Below are 19,374 nucleotides of genomic sequence, written 5' to 3'. Positions count from 1 at the left end.
AATAGCAGGCAAGGTCCTCACATTCGGCAAGCAATAACACGATCAAACGGAAGTTAACAGCCTTAGGATTCCCCACGAGTGCCTTGTGCGCGATCGCAGAAATACCACGCCTCCTGTCGTCCGCGTCGGGTGGCGTACCGGAGCCGGAAGTGCCGGCCGCATAGTCCGCAAACCGCGCGCCCCTGCAGCAGGGCCCCAGGCCTGTCAGGGCTGGGGTGAGACGATAGCCGCGTATCACGTCGTCGACAACGATGAGGTCGAGTGGGGGGCGATTCTGGAGCCGCATTGGCGGCAGACCGAACAGCGTATCGCGCAAGACCCGATCGTCCTGTGTCTGCAGGACACGACGGAACTGAATTTCAACAGCCGGCAGACGGCCGGCCTTGGGCCGCTCTCTTACGAGGCGCAGCGCGGCATGTATCTGCCTCCGACTTACGCGGTGACGCCCGGGCGCGTGCCGCTGGGCGTACTCGACGCGTGGATGTGGGCGCGTGAGCCCAAGGGCACGCAAGGCGCGCGCAGCGGCGTGAAGGAAAGTCTGCGCTGGATCGAAGGTTACGAGCGGGTGGCGGAAACTGCATCGAACCTGCCGCACAAGCTGTCACTCTGATGTCCTATTCTGATTCCGGCGCATACCCCAGCTCTCGCTGGTGGCGAATGGACAGAACCAACACACGTGAATCGGAGTGCGCATACAGGACCACATGCGAAGGAAGGACGTATTCCCGAAATTCGGTCAGTCCAGCGGCGGTAGCCAATCTCAAGACCTGCTCAAGCCAAAGTCGCGCTTGGGTGTCGCTTACAGCGAGTAGATCAGCGAATCGGCCAATTCTTGGATGGTTCTTGACAAGGTCAATGAATCGGCCGATCTCCTGTTGTAAGTTCTCCACTCTTCTTAAGGCGGAGTCCCCGTCTTGCATCAGCATGAACTCTTCGAGCGCTTCCAAAGCTTCACCGAAACTATCACTAAAGTCGACAATTATCATTTTTGAGATTCGGCACGTCGTCGTTCAGCACGTTCCTGCATTGATCTGCGGAATTCCTCCTCGGACTTAACCCGGCCTTCGAGCGCGTCCTTGATGCCCCTCTCGGCATCGGCCAACATCAGCAGTCGACCCCGCTCTCTCTTTTCGAGGTCGTGGTAGTAGTCCAGCTTCCTGGCATCGACAATGGCGACAAAAGCGGCGCCGTTCTTCGTCAACACCTTCTCCGCACCTGCGACCACATCCTCCGCCAGCTCCGTCAACCGTGAGCGGGCCTCGCTAATTGGTACCACATCACGGGCTCGGAATGACATATGCAGATCCTTTACAAAATACGTTAACATAAATCTACAAACATTCGGACGGTCAGTCAACGCGTTATTTGGGAAACGCTGCTTGGGATTGATATCGTGCGGCGCACAATCACAGGTTATTTCGGTCCGTACTGCGTCCCAAACGCGCTCAGCCGGTTGCCCTCCCGGACAATCATCCCGGCCGCTTCAAGCGTTGTGACGTCTTCGTGCACCCGCTTGTAGTCCCGATCGAGCGCCTTGATGCTTTTCCAGACGTTTGGGCGTGAGCGCCGCGGTCGGCTCTTCCCATGTGGAGAGCGTCACGTGCCGCTCCTCAACGACATCACCCGCCTCCGCGCGCTTCCAGGCATTGATGAAGCGGTCGCCCATGTCGCGCATGGTGATGCACGGCAATTCAATCGATGTTTCCAAGGCGTCGGTCGTCACGCTGATCGGCTCAAACGGCGCGGGCAAAACCACCACGATGCGCGCGATCTCCGGCATGATCCGCCCAAGCGCCGGCGAGATCACGATGGGCGTGGGCGCCAGCGCGGCGCGGATCGACGCACTCGACTCCCATCGCATCGCGCGGCTCGGACTCGCGCATTCGCCGGAAGGACGGCGCGTGTTCGCGACGATGAGCGTGCCCGACAACCTGATTCTCGGCGCCATTGCGCGCCTCACGTGGGCGCGGCCGCGCGGCGATGTGAACGCCGATCTGGAGCGCGCGATCGAACTGTTTCCACGTCTGAAGGAACGGCGCCATCAACTGGCCGGCACGCTCTCCGGCGGCCAGCAGCAGATGCTGGCGATGGCGCGCGCGATCATGCTGAATCCGGAGCTCGTGCTGCTCGACGAACCGTCGATGGGGCTTGCGCCGATTCTCGTCGAAGAGGTGTTTCGCATCGAGAATCTGAAGCGCCAGGGCGTGACGATGCTGCTGGTCGAGCAGTTCGCGGCGGCCGCCCTCAATGTGGCCGACGACAACTACGTGCTGGAGAATGGCCGGATCGCCGCGCATGGGCCGGCGGTGCAATTGCGCAATGATCCCTCGGTGAAGGCCGCTTATCTGGGTACGAGTCATGAAGGCAATGGACGGCAGCGGCCATTGCCGGACCGAGGCCGATGTCCACGCGTCTATCACGCGGCTCCGGCGCCCCCGCACCTGAGCCGCGCTAGCAACAGCCCCGCCTACGCCACCATCGCGTCGAGCTGAAACACCGCCACCGCGTCGCGCAACGCCACCGCATGCTCTTCCAGCGATTTCGCCGCGGCCGCGGCCTGCTCGACGAGCGCCGCGTTGTGCTGCGTGACCTCGTCGATCTGCGAGACCGCCTTGTTGACCTGCTCGATGCCGTCGCTCTGCTCGAGCGCGGAAGCCTCGATCTCGTTCATCACGCCCGTGACGCGTTCGACCGCGCTCATCGCTTCGTGAATCGTCTTCTGCGCGTCGGACACGAGCGACGCGCCCTCCTCGACCTTGGCCGCCGATTCGCCGATCAGCTCCTTGATCTCCTTCGCCGCCGCGCCCGAGCGCTGCGCGAGACTGCGCACCTCCGAAGCCACCACCGCGAAGCCGCGGCCCTGCTCGCCGGCGCGCGCCGCTTCCACCGCCGCATTCAACGCGAGAATGTTAGTCTGAAACGCGATCCCCTCGATCATGCCAATGATCTCCGTCACCTTGCGCGACGACTCGCTGATCCCGTCCATCGTTTCGGTGACGCGCGACACCACCGTGCCGCCGCGCGTGACCGTGTCGAGCGCGCCGTGCGCGAGCCGGTTCGCCTGCTTCGCGTTGTCCGCGTTCTGCTTCACCGTCGCCGACAACTGCTCCATGCTCGCGGCGGTCTGTTGCAGCGCGGCCGCCTGCTGCTCGGTGCGCGCGGACAGATCCGCGTTGCCCGACGCGATTTCGTTCGCGCCCCGCGTGATCGCGGTCGTGCTGCCGCGCACCTTCGCGACCGTCTCGACGAGGCCGTCGCGCATCTTCGTCAGCGCGCCCAGCAACTGGCCCATTTCGTTGCGCGACTTGACCTTGATGGCGACCGTCAGATCGCCGGCGGCGATGCGCTCGAAGTGCTTGACGGTTGCGTAGACCGGCTTGATCAGCGCCGCCGACAACGCGATGCGCGCCGCCACGGCGATCACGAGCGCGATCACGCCGACCGCGACGAACAGCAGCGTCGCCAGCTGGAAGCGCTGCGCGCCGGTGGCGGCTTGCTGGTGCTGGTTGTCGACCTGCGCGTTTTCGAGCGCGTCGATCGCCTTCGAATAGGTCGCGTAGAAGCTGTTCGCGGTGTCGCCCTGGATGTTGCGGAAGGTGTTGAAGTCGAAGTCGGTGAGCGCCTTGAATTCCGGCTCGATCGCCTTGTCGACCAGCGCGGCGCGTGCCTGCTCGACGCTCTGCGCGAGCCTGCGCTCGCCGTCGCTCGCGAACGGGCCGGCCATATAGTTGCGGAAATCCTTGTTCGATTCGAGCAGCACCTTGTGCGCGGCCGGCAGCAGATCGTCGGTCTGCTTGCCGACGCTGAAGAGCGTCTGATAGGTGCCCAACGCCAGTTGCACCTGCAGCAGCTTCTCGGAACTCGCCTTCAGATGCGACAGCGCCACCGCGCTGCGCTGCGTGTCATCGAGGCTGCCGTTGGCGAGTTTGAGCGCGCCGTACCCGACAGCGATCACCGTCAGAAGGAAAGCAACGAATACGCTGATGACCAGCGTCAGGCCGCCACGAATTGTGATGTTATTTAGCATTGGGTCTCCGGAACGTCTTTGCCTGTCCGCGGCGAACAGGTGGGCAGCGCACGCGCTGCGTTGTTGCGCGCGACTGACACTTCGCCGCATCCAGATTAACGACCCCGCGAGCGCTGCGCCGCATAGGTGAAATCCATGACTGGCGCGCGTTTGCGGGCGCCTCCAACCTCACTATCTGGGATTCACCGATGATTGCGCCGCAATGTCGCGATCCCTGCCGCTTTCCGGGAGCCGCGCGTTTCGTTTGTATAATTCGGCTTCTTCGCTCAGGCCCACGTTCATGCTTAGTTTTGCGCTCGGCTTTCTCGTTTCACTGCTGATCACGCTGTTGATCGTGCGCTATGCGCATCTGCATGAAAAATTCTCCACCGACACCGATCTGGCCGGCGTGCAGAAATTCCATGTGCGTCCGGTGCCGCGCATCGGCGGGACCGGGATTCTGGTTGGGCTGATCGTGTCGGCCGTGCAGTTGCATCGTGCGTATCCCGCCGTGTCGGGCGGCATTCTCGGGCTGATCGCGTGCGGCATGCCGGCGTTCGGCTCGGGTCTGGTCGAGGATCTGACCAAGCGCGTGTCGCCGCTCGTGCGCCTCATCTGCACGATGGCGGCCGCCGCGCTCGCCTTTTTCCTGCTCGATATCGCGGTCACGCGCATCAGCGTGCCGCCGTTCGACTTTCTGCTCTCCTATGCGGCGATCTCGTTCGCGGTCACGGTGCTGGCCGTCGCGGCGCTCGCCAACGCGATCAACATCATCGACGGCTTCAACGGGCTCGCGTCGATGGTCGCGTTCATGATGTTCGCGTCGCTCGCGTACGTGGCGTTCCAGGTGCATGATCCGATCGTGCTGTCCGCGTCGTTCATGATGATGGGCGCGGTGCTCGGCTTCTTCATCTGGAATTTTCCGGCGGGTCTGATCTTTCTCGGCGACGGCGGCGCGTACTTCATCGGCTTCATGCTCGCCGAACTGTCGATCATGCTGGTGATGCGCAATCGCGATGTATCCGCGTGGTATCCGGTGCTGCTGTTCATGTATCCGATCTTCGAGACCTGCTTCTCGATCTACCGGAAGAAGTTCATCCGCGGCATGTCGCCGGGCATTCCCGACGGCGTGCATCTGCATATGCTGGTGTACAAGCGGTTGATGCGCTGGGCGGTCGGCGCACGCACCGCGCGCGAATTGACGCGGCGCAATTCGCTGACTTCGCCGTATCTGTGGCTGCTGTGCCTGATCGCAGTCGTGCCGGCAACGCTGTTCTGGCGGCATACGCTGCACCTGTTCTGCTTCGTGGTGGTGTTCGCGGCGACTTATGTGTGGCTGTACGTGAGCATCGTGCGCTTCAAGTCGCCGAGGTGGATGGTGGTGAGAAAGCGAGGCGGTGATCGCAGGTAGCACGCCCGACAGAAACCGCTCCACCATAAATACCCGCCGTTTGCTGTCTTCCGAAGGCTCACCTTCGCCGTGATCGGGGCGTGACTCCAGAGTCGCCAGCCTGATTAGCTGGCAGCAACAGCACTTTGAAGCGGCCCCGAACCCAGATCAGGACAGAGAATTCGTATCACCCTTGACCACGCGTGCGGCCTTCCTGAATGCGTTGCCGGTGTTCGACGAGGGCCTGTGGTCGCATGTCTGCATGCCGCAGAATTGCGTCGGCGACCGTGCGCACAGGCAAGCGCCCGGTTCCTGTGTGTGCAAATCGCTGCTGGCATATCCTCAGATGCCTGTAAAGTTCGCCACGCTCAAGCAATGCCGCGGGAAGTGTTGGATCCACCGTTCCTGCTTCGTGCGAGAAGACGCCGAGACCTTCGACGATCCACAGCCGCGGCGGTAGCAACCCTCTGAGGAACCGCACCTTTGCCGCATTCTGCTTCATCGGCGATGTGCGCGCGAGCCGCTGTCCGTCAATCGCCGCGAGCATCAGCATATCGGCGCTTTCATCACGTGTGACCGCGCCAGCCCAATGCTTTGTTTCGATAACGAATATTCCGAACGGCGTGATCACTAGATGATCTATCTCGGCGGTCGGAAAGGCACTCCCCGGCGCGTGAATAAGAATGAGATTATCGAACACCAACCAGTCATCGCCGCATAAGCGTGCGAGATGCCTGTGCAGATCGCCTGAGATCCGCCTCTCTCCTTCCTCGCCGGGCGCCGTAGGCGGAAACGTCTCTGCCATGGGGGCTTCGTCATTCAAAAAGCACTTACTGTTGCAGCTCAGATACGCCCACAGCAACAAGGCGCCGAGCGCGATTAGTTGTAATAGCATACTGGTTTCTCCTGTGTTGATATCGGTAAAGCCAGCGTACGCAGTCCTGTGCAAAGTCAAGGATCACGTGAGAATCCGAATGCCAGAAGGAAGCTGTTTTTCCGATGGAGAATCTTCGGTGAAGGCCTGAGACACGGCACGCGTCGTCGTACCAAGCGCACGCGCCGCCTTTCGCAGATTGCCGCGATGCTCCGTCAACGCCGACAGAACCGTGTCACATGCGAGCACGGGGATAGTCGCGCCGCCGCGAGCGGGCACAACGGCGACCGGAGCGGGTGTTTTGTGGCCGCACGACGCCTCTGCTCGCACAGTCGAATTGAGCAGCGCAAGGAGTGTGCGCTTTCTGATCCAAAGTAGAAACTGGCGCCAATGTACAAGTTTGGTCTGATCGTACCAGGTTGGTTCCTGCGCCCTCCACCAAGCAATGAGGTAGCTTAAATGCTTGCCCTGGAAGTTCCACGGCGTTTGCAGAGCGAAGCCACCAGCGCGCAATGCCTCAAAGCCATCCAGGAGTTCCGCCACGCGATAACATTGTGTTTCGGGCGAAACTGGGTAATTGGCGCCAGTTCTCCGATCATACTTCTGGTTGACTTTGCCCCTGGCAAGCTTACGAAATTCGCGCTTGAATTCGCCCGGCAGACTGCTGCAGGCAATAACGTATCGATAATCATAGACAACATGCATACCTGTTTCCCTTTTTAACCGGTCAAAGATCAATGCGGCGCAACGCGCCGGCTTTTTCAGGGGTTTATCACGACTGCGCGCGCCATCGACGAAGGGAAAAGGCGGGTTGCGAAACCAGCGGAAACACGACATGGACTTAGCGGTCTGGCTTGCTGCACATCACTCACTCATGGCAGACGAAGCGGACACACTCGCAGTCGTGCGACCAACAGCCTGGATCTTGCATCTTCACCATCACTTGCGCCGCCGAGGAGCTCAACGCGACCTCGGCCCGAGGCCTCGTCACCTACTGAAATCAGACATAAAGTCTTTTAGCAAACCGGTATTTACCGCTTTTGTCATTGACAAGCCGTTCCCGTATCACGCGAACGCTAAGCTGCGTCAACTCGTTGTGCGAGAAACCTGACTCGAGCAAAATCAACCTGACGCAGGTGATCTCCAACAGTAGCGATTCCACATCCAGATTCCCCTCTGAACGAGTTTCGATGAAGCGCGCAACCGAAGCTACGCTCAGGTCTTCAAACTGATTCGGAGTGTCCGAATATTGAGAAGTAAAGTGTTCAATTTCAAGCCAAACGGTAATCGTGATAATGCGCATCGTGTCGTTGAGTCCGATTTTATCGGCGCAATTTCTCACTTGATGAATGAATAGAGAATCTGACATAGAAATGCCTTAGGATTTAAGAAGACGCTTCTCGACTGAAGTGCGGCCGTGCAGTGCTACCTCATCGTCTGCGGGGCCAGCGCGGCCAATCGGATAGCCACTTAGCGCGCTATGTCGACGCTTTGCCACTTGACGGGCTGCTGCACGCGGCAATTCGGCCGGTGGGTGGCGGTGATCATCTTCGACGTTGTGCAGCGATATATGACCTTCAAATTTGTCCCTGATAGGCTGGCAGTAATGTCCAAGGATCATCTGGGCGCGTGTTGGACCGTGGCCGAGCGATTCGCTTAGTTGGACTAGAACATCATACGGGGGTACTCCGGCGTCCAGCAACTCCAGCGCACTCCTGAGCGCATAGGTATAGCGAAGAGAATGGAAGCTTGTAGGACCGGTGAGCCCGGCACGCCGCAGCAGTGCCTTCAGACGATTCATTGCCGATTTGAGAGTTTTGCCATTGCCGGTGATCAATTCCAAATTATGTTCGCGACAGTAAGCGAGTGCAGAGCGTATCGATTCAATTGTCTGCGCTCGCTCGCCTTCGATGACTCGTACGTGTCGGGGTCTTGCGTTTTTCGAACCGCGCATCAGCGAAAGCGTGGAATCGCCGCGCTCGAGTGCCTCAAGCCACATCGCTAGATCAGGCGAACACATCAACGCCTCTTTGCGTCGCAGGCCCAGATGAAGCGCGAGCGAAATCATGTGGGTTAGCCCATGGTCTATCCTCTTCGCTCGCACGAGCAACTCGTCAATTTCCGTCGGGCTCATGGCCCGCTTTGCTCCTTTCCTTACTCGCCGAACCAGTTGAAGTTCCTTATTGCTGCAGACGTCATCAATGTTCCGACCGGCATAGCGCGAGGTGACTCGAATAGCCGCGAATATATTTGCCAGCGTGCCTGCCGCTTTGCCCTGCGCTGCGCTGCGCAGTATTGGGCGTACGCATGAACTACCCATGCTGGAATCTCGCTGATCGATGAATGTAACTCGCCGACCTGTCTGGCGAACCGCAAAAGACCTGTCGTATCAAACCGCCTGTTCTGTTGTGTTGCAAAGCTACCGCCCGCCTTTTTGCTGCTTACTGCTGATTCGTGTATGGCTTTTGACATCATGCTCATCGGCTAACTCCAGAGTGCGGCCCGCGTCTCAACCCATGTTCGCGCGCGGGATACGCGAACACGCCTCCGGTCACGAATGGCTCGTGACACATCTGGACACCGTTGGATGTCTGAAAAACGGGCTGGGCCGGGGTTACCCACACGCGTTTGCAAGGGTTTCGAGATAATGGGAAGGGCCGGATGATGCGTTGAGCTGTGGGATCCGTTACCGGATAGGCCCTTGAGTGGAAAAGTCTTGGAAAGGGGCTGAATGCCCACAAAGAGACACGACGCCAAATTAAGTTGACGCGAGGTGCCAGGCGTCTGGCAAAAGCATCGAGACACCTCTGCTGCACTGTCTTGGAAATGACGTCGTACGGGTGGGCGCTCGCATGATTCATCAACATCTGAAGATGAATGAACGCGAGGTTCATTTGACGGATGCCCCCGCTGAGATGCCTGAGAAAAGACCAGGTTTGTTCGCCGTCGTGAAGGCGCTGGCAGCGTGCGGGCGTTGGGAAAGCCGCCGGTAATTAATTATGCGAAATTGTCACGCAACCGGTCGCTGTCACGTCGGATTTCAAAACCGCGTGACAGAATTTTGCACGGACAGGTAATGAGTATCGGCCAAGTCGCCAACTGGCCCAGACGATACTTCGCTCTCGCGGGTATACCGTGCGCTTTGCCCAATGGCATTTCTCCCATGCGAGACGACGTCGGCTCGCCGCAACGGATAATTGGCGGCCATCCTAAGATGGCGCACAAGACTCTGGCGCATCGCAACGAAGACTCAGTATGCGGCAGGATCGCCGCAATACCTCTGATGAAGGCGCGGCATCGCGACCATTGATTGGTCTGACACCGCTGCCTTCCATCTGCACGGCTGCGCCGCTGCGGTATCGACCGACTGCGGCGCACAAGTTCATAAGCTTTGAATAGCAAAGCAGCGATGCCCAACAACGAGAAGTGCTATCGACAAAATGCAAAGTGCGACAGGTTCAACAAGGGACTTCCCGCTCAGAGCGGGAGTGGTTGCAACTTCAAGACAGGCTCCAATTAAAGCAAAGGCGCTAAGCATATGTGCAAATCGCCCGTTAAGTTTTCGCTGATCAGCGGACTGAGAAAAGAGGCGCTTGACGTTAAAAAGCGTCTCGCGACGAACAGCGGCATTGAAATCGATGAAATACCCGCGTCCAGAATCGTGCTTTACCGCGAATCGAACGCTACCACATTCAGCAATGAATGATTTTCTTCGGTCGAATTGATCAAGGATCTCTATTAGCGAGGTTAAACGTGGCGGCAACGTCACCTGCGCTGATTCGGGGCTCAGTAAAGCACGATCAGCAAGTACAGTCCCATCTTCATACGACACTACAACACCTATTAATTTCATGGCTACTCCACTATTAAATGATTGATGGATTTCTTCGTAAAGCCCATTGCCCGATGACGATGAATGATCCGAAAAGAGCGTTTTTCCAGAAGAGGCTGCCACCTTCCGGTGGTGAAAAAAGAAGTGACAATCTCGACGATCCCAAGCCGGTTTCTGAGTCCAGATCAGCATCAGTCGCTGATGGCGAGAGAAAAGGCCTTCCATGAATCGTACGATTCGTTCCGGTCGATGCGTTGAAAACGCGGTGTGTAAGGTGACTATAGCGCCCCTACGCACCACGTTCCACGCAGAAAGCTAAGGAAAAGAGGGGGTCTTTCCTCGTCCAACGAAATAGCAGGTGTCGCTCACCGCGTGCTCGTGTTACGGCGGCCGAACCGTCATCAGCCGTCTCACCCGGCCCGGAGTCTAGCGGCCACACGGATTTTGCTGGTTTCACATGAGTGCCCGAAACGTCCGTGCCGCATCGACTGGGACTTCCAGCCCCCTCGTCCCCCGTCATCTGCTAAGCAACAATTGGCAACTTCAGCTTTTTCCCCAATCCGCACAACGCGATTGCAAATGCGCGGAGATTCTGTCGGAATCAAGATATTGGGAATGGTTTTCGCGATAGCCCTTTAACCGAGTTCGCATGAAATGGTACAGCTCAGCCTCTTGCAGGATGGTTTCCGGCAACGCGGGATCAAGCACACAGTGCGAGGCAGAAAATACGGCAATGCTTTCAACGGGGCAATTGTATGCGCCTAGTGTCAAGCGCAGGTGTCGCAGCGCGGGCTTTGCCCTTCGTAATGGAGATGTCTGCACGGAAACAACGCCAAGCTTTTCATGCAAAAGAAGCTCGTCAGCATTCATTGAGCTCTTTACCATGCCCATCCAGTCGTATCGGTCGATGGCAAACGTTCCGAACGCGGAGACAGCAAGACAATCTATCCATGTTACGGGACTGCGTGTGCCCGGCGCGTGTTCCAACACAACTCCACGGCGTACAACGAACGCACTGTCGGTCATCGCCTTTAGCACCGATGCAACATGTTTTGCTAATGGAGAACATAGCCGACGTCGCTGCGCCATCCATCCGGCGCGATCACAATCCAGCCGCCTAGAATCCATGGTTAGACCCTCGGGGCGCGCAGCAATATTGAATGCCTCCTCGCCCGCTGAAGAAAGCAGCACCTTAACCTTTTCCATCTGTTCTCCTTTCGTTAGCTGCAGTTTTCGATACCTTGAGCTTGCCTTGTGCAGTTGGAAGTCAAGGTAACGGCGCAACAAAAGGAGATCTGGAGCCTGGTAGCCATTGGTCGAGTTACCTGGCACCAAGGCAACGGCTGTGCCGCGCGGGAACTCAAACTGAAGTCCAACGGATGGCAGGAATGTGACGCCCGCGAAGATGGCGGGTTTGGGGAGAATCGGCGGGAGGATTGCGACCAGCAGTGTTCAGAAGCAGAGCTTCAATGGAGATGTCATGTCTGCGAATACAACGCCTGAGCGAGAAAATCTCGACGATCATCCTCCATTGCGGGGGAGCGCTGACGCACCGTCGGGACGAGGTCACCCAGTATCCGGACGGTGTTGATGCGCGGTGGCCTCTCAAAGGCTGGATGCCCTGATGCCCGCTGCCTAGGCTATGCGCCGCGTGCAGCTTGTCAGGTAACGGAAAACCGAGGAAACGCGGTCTTGAAGTATGAATGATTGCTCAATAGACGATTTAACTCGATCTGCTCGGAGCTAACAGTAATTTTTTTCAGAGCACTGCGAATTGCGAATTCCAATTCCCGACGGTATTGGAAGAGGAAGTCCGCATGGTCGCACTCGATAATGAGTCGTTTTGTTCCCCTTCCCCGCCGGATGCGCACACGAGAAAGGTCAGATGGGCGGACGTTTTCGCCATTAAACTCCCGGAGGATAGTTTCGGACGTGGCCCCTATGCCCCTCATTCGTGAATGTATGATCCTTGCGCGCTGCAGTAGCACTTGCCTGGCACAATCTTTGTCAAGCGCAAGAAGTTTCCGTCCGACCGCGAACGTCAGTTCAGCCTCATGGAAAAGATTTGGCAGGCTGAGCCAAAGCGCGCTGATGTGCGTGGCATCGCGTATCTTCTTTCGAGAAATGTTGAGCGCGCGGGCACACCCGCTGTAACTGGTCCAGTGTCCTTTGGTAACACCGAGGTGATACCGATCGGCGATGTTTCTCGGCGAATCCTCAGTCTCTTTCAGGATTTTTTCTTCAATATTGGGGTACCGGCGCAACGCGCGTTTTGACGCAGATACTTGTCCTTTTACAGTCGCAAGCACCGCCCTCATAGAAAGCTTGCTGCCATCGGCAACATGCTGTCCAATTCGCTGAAGCACTGTCTCAAGACCGTCTCGTGCAATAACGTCGCGAATAATCCGCACCGAATACGGTGTTATTTCAGCAGGCGCCTTGAACAAGTCGATCACCGTGGCTGGCAGCTCATCCATTTTAAGCGCTAACGACAGTTCTGCCGGACTGACGCCCAGTGTATCTACAGCGCCCGCTTGTGTCGTCCAGTCGCCCCGAGCGAGTCCCCTTTCATAGAAAGCCGCGATAAGGATGCAACTGCGCTGCAAGTTTGGTCCGAAAATTCGATGTTCGTTCATAGTTTCACGCTCGGTACTTTTTCGCGATACTCAGCCACGATATCAACGATACGCGACTTCCCGAACGAGCGGCGACTGAATGGCGGTTGAAAAGCATCGTCTTTCAAAAAAAGCGAAGAGAACGAGGTATGGTCACGAAGTCGATCCCGGCACACACGTCGTCGCAGGGTGAGACAACGCAGGTGAACGGGCCACCCGCCGGTTGCTCTTGCACGACCAACGTGACTCGTCCATTGCCTGGTAGCAGCGACAGAGTCAAGCACTTCACCCACTTGTATCATCTGGCGAGGCGACAGAAAGTGGCCTCAGCGCTTCCAAGCTTTGGACATTTACCATAAAAGCTGCCGCAACTTTTAACACGTTATAGGATGTGGCGCCATCCATCGCAGATCCGCGCCCCCTTGATTTGATTGGCAAAACGGCCCAATTTGCGAAAATCGGAATGACTGACCAAAATGCGCAAATTTCGCAAATTCGCATCTCGCGCACTGCACGTGACATGTAAGAGCCGTCGCCGTATGGCCAGCCGTCATTTGCAACCATTCTCTACTTTTATGGAACGCGCATTACCCATGAGGCCCGTGCTTTCGCGGAAGCAACGCTTCCGCCATCGCAATCGGGCGCGACAAGTCTTCACATCCAACAGAACGACTAGGCAACGGGTGTCGATAAAAAAGCTGGACACCGTCCGCGTCATCTTTCTGTCTCAAACGCTCGGCACTCGTTAGATTGTGCCGCACCGGCACCTGTATCCAGTGGCAGCCAGCAAGTAAACGCCGACTCATTGCACGGGATTCAAAGCGCTGATATTTGTCGCGGGCACCATAGCGCCTGGCACGAAGGAAATGATGCAGCTCACTTAACTTGCGAAGTCAAATCGGACGTTTCATCGTCGATGATCGCAACTGCTTCAATTGGACATCGAAACTCGGCCAGCAGAGCACTCGGAAAATGAACGGCTGGCGCGGCATCTGTCAACGGACCTGGACGCGTCTCCGCTTTCCCTGTCTCCGACACGGCGCTCCGGCTGTCCGGCTGTCCGGATGCAGGCCTCGATAGACGTGCCCGCGACCAATGGACGTGTGATGACAAAAACTCCGATGTCACTCAAGACTACCCAGTCGGCCCTGATCATCGGGCCCGCAAATCTGCTGGACGCCAACACAGTCAGCTCCTCATGCGATGCGTACTCGCTCCTCACGCTGGGGAGCGAGTACGCCGTGCAGTTTTCGCGAAAAGTCAAAAAACTTCTGGCGATGTTTCGCTGCAGCAAGATCCCTAGCGTATCGATTGGATACGAGCACGGAAAATTCCGCCTCAAGATAAGAAGACTATTCCGGAATTGATGCTGAACGGGCGACAAATCGCGGGAGGCAGACGCGACGTTGTCACAAGATTGCGGACGTGCAACCTCGCACCAGAACATCGCAAAAATCTGGCGTGGCAACTGATTCCCCTTCCGAATCGATAATGCCGTCGCGATGAAAGGTCACGTCGCAGGGCAACGGTAGCTCCATCCCAGCCGCGTACACCGGATCAATGCGCGAGATTATCCCATGCCTGGCTGCTGTGCCTGATCGCAGTCGTGCCGGCGACACTGTTCTGGCGGCATACGCTGCACCTGTTCTGCTTCGTGGTGGTGTTCGCGGCGACTTATGTGTGGCTGTACGTGAGCATCGTGCGCTTCAAGTCGCCGAGGTGGATGGTGGTGAGGAAGGGGAAGCGGTAAGCATCGAGACGGCGCTTTGTCGGCTTGACTGCTCCCCTCCCTAAAGGACGGGGTTTCGCGAAGCTAATCTGATGAAGAAAGGCGCCTCAGGCGCCTTTTTGCGGACCGGGTGCGAGAGGGGCATGCCCCCGGCAGACTCAGGACGCCCGCGTCGCCGGCGTCACGCTGCGCAGTGCGGCGGCGGTGGCCGGCTGATATTCAGGCACCCAGCGGCGCAGGTCGCGGCGCACTTCGTCGTCGGACGGCACGCGATGCTGCATCAGCCACGGCAGCAGATTGTCGATCAGGCTGTCCGGCACTTCGCGTGCACGCGCGATGCGCAACTTCGGATGCGGCGTGCGGGTCGTCGTTTCATCGTCCGCCAGCAATTCTTCGTAAAGCTTCTCGCCCGGACGCAGACCGGTGAACACCACGCGAATCTGTTCCTCCGTGAAGCCGTACAGCCGGATCAGATCGTGCGCGAGATCGGCGATGCGCACCGGCTTGCCCATGTCGAGAATGAAGATCTCGCCGCCACGCCCCATGCTCGACGCCTGCAACACTAGCTGCGACGCTTCCGGAATCGTCATGAAGAAACGCGTGATCTCCGGGTGCGTGACCGTGACCGGGCCGCCGCGCGCAATCTGCTCCTGGAACTTCGGAATCACGCTGCCGGCGCTGCCCAGCACATTGCCGAAGCGCACCGTTTCGAACTGCGTGCGCCGCGCGCCCTGCGCCTGCAACGCCGAGCAGGCCATCTCCGCGAGACGCTTGCTCGCGCCCATCACGTTGGTGGGGTTGACGGCCTTGTCGGTGGAGATCAGCACGAAATGAGAGACGTCGTGGCGGATCGCCGCGCGCCCCACGCGATACGTGCCGAGCACGTTGTTGCGCACGGCCTGCCAGGTGTTGATTTCTTCCATCAGCGGCACGTGCTTGTAGGCGGCCGCATGGAACACGATGTGCGGACAGTAGCGCGCCATCATCTGGTCGAGCAGCAGCGAATCTTTCACGTCGCCGATGATCGGCACCACCGACACTTCCGGATACTTGTCGCGCAACTCTTCGTTCAGCCGATAGATGGAAAACTCGGAGATGTCGAAGGCGACCAGTTGCACCGGGCCGAAGCGCAGGATCTGCCGGCACAGCTCGGAACCGATCGAGCCGCCCGCACCCGTCACCATCACGACGCGGTTCTTCAGCAGCGCCTCGACGTGATCCGTGTCGATCGTCACCGGGTCGCGGCCCAGCAGATCTTCGAGATCGATCTGACGCACTCGCGACAGGAACGCCTGGCCCTCGGTCAGCGGCGTGAGCGCCGGCAGCGTCATGGCCCGCACGCCCGCCCGCACGCACAGCGTGGCGATGCGCCGGTGCGCTTCCACCGACGCCGACGGCACGGCGATGATCACGTGCTCGACTTTCAGTTCGGCGGAGATTTTCTGCAGATCGCTGATCGCGCCGAGCACGCGGTAGCCATAGATTTCACGGCCCTGCTTGACCTGATCGTCGTCGAGCAGGCCAGCGAGGCGCCATTCACCCGAGCGCTTCAGCTCGCGCACGAGGTTCGCGCCGGCATTGCCCGCGCCGAGCACCAGCACCGGCTTGCCCTGCCCGACCAGACCGCCGTAGCGATAGAACTCCTTGGCCGCGCGATAGAGCGCGCGCGAGCCGCCCATCGCGAGGAACAGCAGCATCGGCGAAACGATCAGCACGGAGCGCGGCACCACCGGCGCCGGCTGCAACAGCGCTGAGCCGATCACGACGACCAGCGCGCCCACGCCGATCGCCTTCGCGATGCGCACCAGGTCGGGCAAGCTCGCGAACACCCACATGCCGCGATAGAGCCCGTAGCTGCGAAACATCACGGCGTAGATCAGCAGCACCCACACGAGCGCATGCAGGCCGCTCGCCCAGAAGTCAGCAGGCACCGGACCGTTGAAACGGATCACGTATGCCAGCAACCAGGCCAGAGCCACCGCGCACAAATCGAACGCAAACGCACTGAACGAAAGCCATCGGGCTTTAAATCTTTTCATTGCGCAGAACCTCAGGATTGCCCGGAACGGGACGCATGGCGCCGCCAGCGGCGATCAATGCACAGCCCGGCGACCACCAGCACGGCAGCCCAAACGACGACAACCAGCCATTGAATCAGGACGGCGAACTGTAGTGTCCATATAGCAAGCATTATGCCTGCCGCCATGAACAAATACCAAACCCATGCCGTCGATGCGTGTCCCACGCCCGACTGCACCATTCTCTGATAGTAGTGTTCGCGGTGCGCTTGCCAAAATTTTTCGCCGCGCAGCAGGCGTTTGAGCAACGTCACCGAGGCGTCGCCGATGAACGGCGCGAAGCACAGCGCCGGAAACCACACCGGCCACACGCCTTCGCGCCAGCCCCAGTACCCGAGCGCGCCGGCAAGGAAGCCGAGCGGGATCGAACCGGCGTCGCCGAGAAAAATCCGCGCAGGGTGGAAGTTGAACAGCAGAAAGCCCGCCGCCGCCCCCGCCACGACGGCGGCGGCCAGCGCGAGCGCGGGGTCCGCGTAGGCCGAATCGCCCACCGGCAGCCACGCGGCGATCGCATAGCCACCGAAGCCGAACACCGCCATGCCGCCGGCGAGGCCGTCCGAGCCGTCCATGAAGTTGTACAGATTGACCAGCCAGACGAGCAGAACCGCCATCGCCGCCAGCGCCCACCAGGGCACCCCGGCCGGATACACGGCGACCAGCGCCGCCACCGCCGCCGCGTGGCCGCCGAAGCGCACGCGCGCCGGCAGGCCGCGGCGGTCGTCGATTTGCGAGAGCGCGGCGAGCAGCGCCGCCGCGAGCGCGGGCAGCCAGAGCGACGGCGCGAGCAGCCAGATCAGCACGACGACCACCGGCATGATGCCCCAGCCGCCGACGCGCGGTGTCGGCCGAGTGTGCAATGAGCGGTCGTTGGGGATATCAGTGGCAAGACGCCATGCGAGGCCGCTTCTGAGCAGCGCCCACAGAATCGCCGCGCACGCGCCCAACGCAGCGGCGCCCCACAGGAGCAGATGGAGAAGCGGATTCGCGGATAGTGAAGCGATCGACATCGGCGGCAAGTTCAGTTCTTGTGTGCAATTCTTGATACGCGGATTGTTGATTCCCGGGTTCCGGCGCGCAGGCCCTTCTCGATGCGCGGCGCAAGCGGCATTCAGTGCGTAGCACGATACCAAACGGCGGTCTCCAGCAAGCCATGCTCGACCGTGTGCGGCGGATACCAGCCCAGACGTTCGCGGATGTGCGAACTGTCGAGCCGCAACTCGCCGATCAACCGGTCGATCTGCGCCGTGCGGCCGGTCAAGCGTCCAGCGACGCGCAGCACGCCGACCGGCACCGGCACGAGACGCTGCGGCGCGTGCAGTTGGGTCGCCAGCGCGCGCGCCAGCTCGGACACGCTCAGATCACGGCCGTCGGTGACGTGAAACGTGTGGCCCGCCGCGCGCGGATCGGTCGCGCAATGCACGAGCGCGTCGGCCAGGTTGTCGACGAACACCAGACTGCGGCGCGCGGCAATCGCGCCGAGCGGCAGCGGTACGCCTTTAGCGAGCGCGCTCATCAGTTGCAGGAAGTTTGCGCGCACGCCGGGACCGTAGACCAGCGGCGGCCGCACGATCACGATCTCCAGGTCCGACCTGCGGCCGTAGTCGAGCAACGCGCGCTCGGCTTCGAGCTTCGAGATGCCATATGGATCGGACGGCGCGGGCTCGTCCGTTTCCGTCAGCGGCTCGCCGACGCTGCTTTCCGCAACCGCCTTGATGCTGCTGACGAACACGAAGCGCCGCGCGCCCGCGCGATGCGCCGCCGCGGCGACGCGCAGCGTGCCTTCGACATTCGTCGCCCGATAAGCGGCCAGCGGGTCGGCGATCATCTCATGCATCACGTGCACACGGGACGCCAGATGAATCACCGCGTCGCAGTGCAGCCCCACGGGCCAGCGTGGTTCGATGCCCTGAAAGTCGTCCGCGTCGAGCAACCATTCGCGCACACCTTCGGCGGCCGTTTGCGCGCGGCGCACCGCGCCGGTCACGCGGTCTCCGCGCTGCAGCAGCGCTCGCGAGAGCGCCCTGCCGACGAAGCCGTTGGCGCCTGTGATCAAGACACTATGTGTCATCGGCGTGCTCCGGCCAGCCGGCTCATGCGGTTGATGTGGCTGATACGGCACGTGCGGCTTACCGGCGCGTCGGGCGGCCCCACTCGGACCTGGGAGCGCGCGGCACTTGGGCTTGCCCTGCCTGCAGCGCACAGGAAAGGCCTATGAGACTTGATACAATCTGACATCGACGATGCTTTTCCGGAAGTCCGACTGGGAACATATTGTATGCGGGAGACTTCCGCCGCGGCCCGCTCGTCCCGATGGTAAGGCGCTACCATGACTTTACCGGGTGTTCCGTATTTTATGAATGTGCGGCGATCGTCGTGGTTGGGGCGAGAATCCCAAATCGCCATCAGAACTAGCTGGCACCAACTGCGTCCGGGTCACCCTTGGCCGTGCGGGTGACCGGCGTGGATGCGCTCCCGGTGTTCGACAAGGGCTGTTGGGCATGACGACGAGATGGGCAGATCGTGAGATACGGTAAAATTCGACCATCGGGTTCGGGTTCGGGTCAGGTGCGCCGCTGTAAGGCCGTTCGAACGCCAACTCCGAAATCGGCGGATTTCCGCTGTATCGTTCCGGGTTGTCCGATCGCCGAGCACTGCAAGAAGCTTTTCCGTGGCCTGCTCTATCGCATTGTCCAGCGGAAGTTTGCAGAGCCGTTGCCACGGGCCGCGCCAGAAACACGAGAACACGTCCCAGGCGCCGAAAGCTTTTCTTCGAGCATCCAAACGCTGCCGCCTGCCGGCCGTTGAACGCATCGCAGAAGCATTTTTGCCCGACCGCCTCGAGCAGCGGCA

The 19,374-nt window shown here is 59.8% G+C and carries 18 protein-coding genes and 3 pseudogenes; 5 read left to right on the top strand and 16 right to left on the bottom strand.

Annotation, left to right across the window (positions count from 1 at the left end):
* Positions 1–181: 181 nt before the first annotated feature.
* Positions 182–589 (top strand): annotated as a pseudogene (locus tag P0D89_RS23590) (IS4 family transposase); the annotation flags it as partial.
* 25 nt (positions 590–614) lie between these two features.
* Here P0D89_RS23590 and P0D89_RS23585 read toward each other — a convergent pair.
* The 4 genes from P0D89_RS23585 to P0D89_RS23575 form a co-directional block, all read right to left on the bottom strand.
* On the bottom strand, positions 615–986 hold the full coding sequence (locus P0D89_RS23585; protein ID WP_408377343.1) for a type II toxin-antitoxin system RelE/ParE family toxin: 372 nt from the start codon (positions 984–986) through the stop codon (positions 615–617).
* A complete protein-coding gene (locus P0D89_RS23580) occupies positions 983–1,297 on the bottom strand; it encodes a type II toxin-antitoxin system Phd/YefM family antitoxin (RefSeq protein WP_408377341.1) in 315 nt (104 codons plus the stop codon). The genes P0D89_RS23585 and P0D89_RS23580 overlap by 4 nt, the downstream gene beginning before the upstream one ends.
* Positions 1,298–1,413: 116 nt before the next feature.
* Positions 1,414–1,509: a hypothetical protein gene (locus tag P0D89_RS54670; protein WP_459252674.1), complete on the bottom strand. Its 96-nt coding sequence runs from the start codon at positions 1,507–1,509 to the stop codon at positions 1,414–1,416.
* Positions 1,484–1,780, bottom strand: coding sequence for a hypothetical protein (locus P0D89_RS23575; RefSeq protein WP_408377346.1), 297 nt, complete (start codon positions 1,778–1,780; stop codon positions 1,484–1,486). Before P0D89_RS23575 ends, P0D89_RS54670 begins: the two co-directional genes overlap by 26 nt.
* Between P0D89_RS23575 and P0D89_RS23570 the strand changes: the two are divergent.
* A pseudogene (locus tag P0D89_RS23570) lies at positions 1,665–2,360 on the top strand (ABC transporter ATP-binding protein); the annotation flags it as partial. The gene P0D89_RS23575 and the pseudogene P0D89_RS23570 sit on opposite strands and share 116 nt — an antisense overlap.
* 107 nt (positions 2,361–2,467) lie before the next feature.
* On the opposite strand, the gene P0D89_RS23565 reads toward P0D89_RS23570, so the two are convergent.
* Complete coding sequence (locus P0D89_RS23565) at positions 2,468–4,027, bottom strand: methyl-accepting chemotaxis protein (protein WP_408377339.1); 1,560 nt, start codon at positions 4,025–4,027, stop codon at positions 2,468–2,470.
* Positions 4,028–4,307: 280 nt separating this feature from the next.
* Between P0D89_RS23565 and P0D89_RS23560 the strand changes: the two genes are divergently transcribed.
* Entirely contained in the window at positions 4,308–5,417 is a 1,110-nt protein-coding gene (locus P0D89_RS23560) for an MraY family glycosyltransferase (RefSeq protein ID WP_408377337.1), read from the top strand.
* A gap of 166 nt (positions 5,418–5,583) precedes the next feature.
* Here P0D89_RS23560 and P0D89_RS23555 read toward each other — a convergent pair whose 3' ends face one another.
* The 7 genes from P0D89_RS23555 to P0D89_RS23525 all read right to left on the bottom strand — a co-directional run bounded on the left by P0D89_RS23555 (position 5,584) and on the right by P0D89_RS23525 (position 11,308).
* Entirely contained in the window at positions 5,584–6,201 is a 618-nt protein-coding gene (locus P0D89_RS23555) for a nuclease-related domain-containing protein (RefSeq protein ID WP_408377335.1), read from the bottom strand.
* Between the two features lie 153 nt (positions 6,202–6,354).
* The gene (locus tag P0D89_RS23550; RefSeq protein WP_408377333.1) at positions 6,355–7,107 is read right to left on the bottom strand and encodes a hypothetical protein; all 753 of its coding nucleotides are present in this window, start codon (positions 7,105–7,107) and stop codon (positions 6,355–6,357) included.
* 163 nt (positions 7,108–7,270) lie between these two features.
* Positions 7,271–7,639: a hypothetical protein gene (locus P0D89_RS23545; RefSeq protein ID WP_408377331.1), complete on the bottom strand. Its 369-nt coding sequence runs from the start codon at positions 7,637–7,639 to the stop codon at positions 7,271–7,273.
* A 9-nt stretch (positions 7,640–7,648) separates the two neighbouring features.
* Positions 7,649–8,404 carry an integrase domain-containing protein gene (locus P0D89_RS23540; protein WP_408377329.1) on the bottom strand — a complete coding sequence of 252 codons (756 nt, stop codon included), beginning with the start codon at positions 8,402–8,404 and terminating at the stop codon, positions 7,649–7,651.
* Between the two features lie 20 nt (positions 8,405–8,424).
* The gene (locus tag P0D89_RS23535) at positions 8,425–8,751 is read right to left on the bottom strand and encodes a hypothetical protein (protein WP_408377327.1); all 327 of its coding nucleotides are present in this window, start codon (positions 8,749–8,751) and stop codon (positions 8,425–8,427) included.
* A 901-nt stretch (positions 8,752–9,652) separates the two neighbouring features.
* The gene (locus P0D89_RS23530; protein ID WP_408377325.1) at positions 9,653–10,327 is read right to left on the bottom strand and encodes a hypothetical protein; all 675 of its coding nucleotides are present in this window, start codon (positions 10,325–10,327) and stop codon (positions 9,653–9,655) included.
* Positions 10,328–10,645: 318 nt separating this feature from the next.
* Complete coding sequence (locus P0D89_RS23525) at positions 10,646–11,308, bottom strand: NERD domain-containing protein (RefSeq protein WP_408377323.1); 663 nt, start codon at positions 11,306–11,308, stop codon at positions 10,646–10,648.
* 48 nt (positions 11,309–11,356) lie between these two features.
* Here P0D89_RS23525 and P0D89_RS23520 point away from each other — a divergent pair, with 48 nt between their 5' ends.
* On the top strand, positions 11,357–11,605 hold the full coding sequence (locus tag P0D89_RS23520) for a hypothetical protein (RefSeq protein ID WP_408377321.1): 249 nt from the start codon (positions 11,357–11,359) through the stop codon (positions 11,603–11,605).
* A gap of 158 nt (positions 11,606–11,763) precedes the next feature.
* Here P0D89_RS23520 and P0D89_RS23515 read toward each other — a convergent pair whose 3' ends face one another.
* The gene (locus P0D89_RS23515) at positions 11,764–12,738 is read right to left on the bottom strand and encodes a hypothetical protein (protein ID WP_408377319.1); all 975 of its coding nucleotides are present in this window, start codon (positions 12,736–12,738) and stop codon (positions 11,764–11,766) included.
* 1,555 nt (positions 12,739–14,293) lie between these two features.
* On the opposite strand from P0D89_RS23515, the pseudogene P0D89_RS23510 reads away from it, so the two are divergent.
* Positions 14,294–14,467, top strand: a pseudogene (locus tag P0D89_RS23510) (glycosyl transferase); the annotation flags it as partial.
* Positions 14,468–14,604: 137 nt separating this feature from the next.
* Here the strand turns inward: P0D89_RS23510 and P0D89_RS23505 are convergent.
* From P0D89_RS23505 to P0D89_RS23495, 3 genes are all read right to left on the bottom strand, one after another.
* Positions 14,605–16,485: a polysaccharide biosynthesis protein gene (locus tag P0D89_RS23505; protein ID WP_408377317.1), complete on the bottom strand. Its 1,881-nt coding sequence runs from the start codon at positions 16,483–16,485 to the stop codon at positions 14,605–14,607.
* Positions 16,486–16,496: 11 nt separating this feature from the next.
* A complete protein-coding gene (locus P0D89_RS23500; RefSeq protein ID WP_408377315.1) occupies positions 16,497–17,531 on the bottom strand; it encodes an MraY family glycosyltransferase in 1,035 nt (344 codons plus the stop codon).
* Positions 17,532–17,632: 101 nt separating this feature from the next.
* Positions 17,633–18,592 (bottom strand): UDP-glucose 4-epimerase family protein, encoded by a 960-nt coding sequence (locus tag P0D89_RS23495; protein ID WP_408377313.1) that lies wholly within the window; start codon positions 18,590–18,592, stop codon positions 17,633–17,635.
* Positions 18,593–19,374 lie beyond the last annotated feature (782 nt).

Source organism: Paraburkholderia sp. RL18-085-BIA-A, assembly GCF_046027075.1.
Classification (GTDB): Bacteria; Pseudomonadota; Gammaproteobacteria; order Burkholderiales; family Burkholderiaceae; genus Paraburkholderia.
Note: the sequence above shows the minus strand (reverse complement) of the source record. Positions and strands in the feature narration are given on the sequence as shown.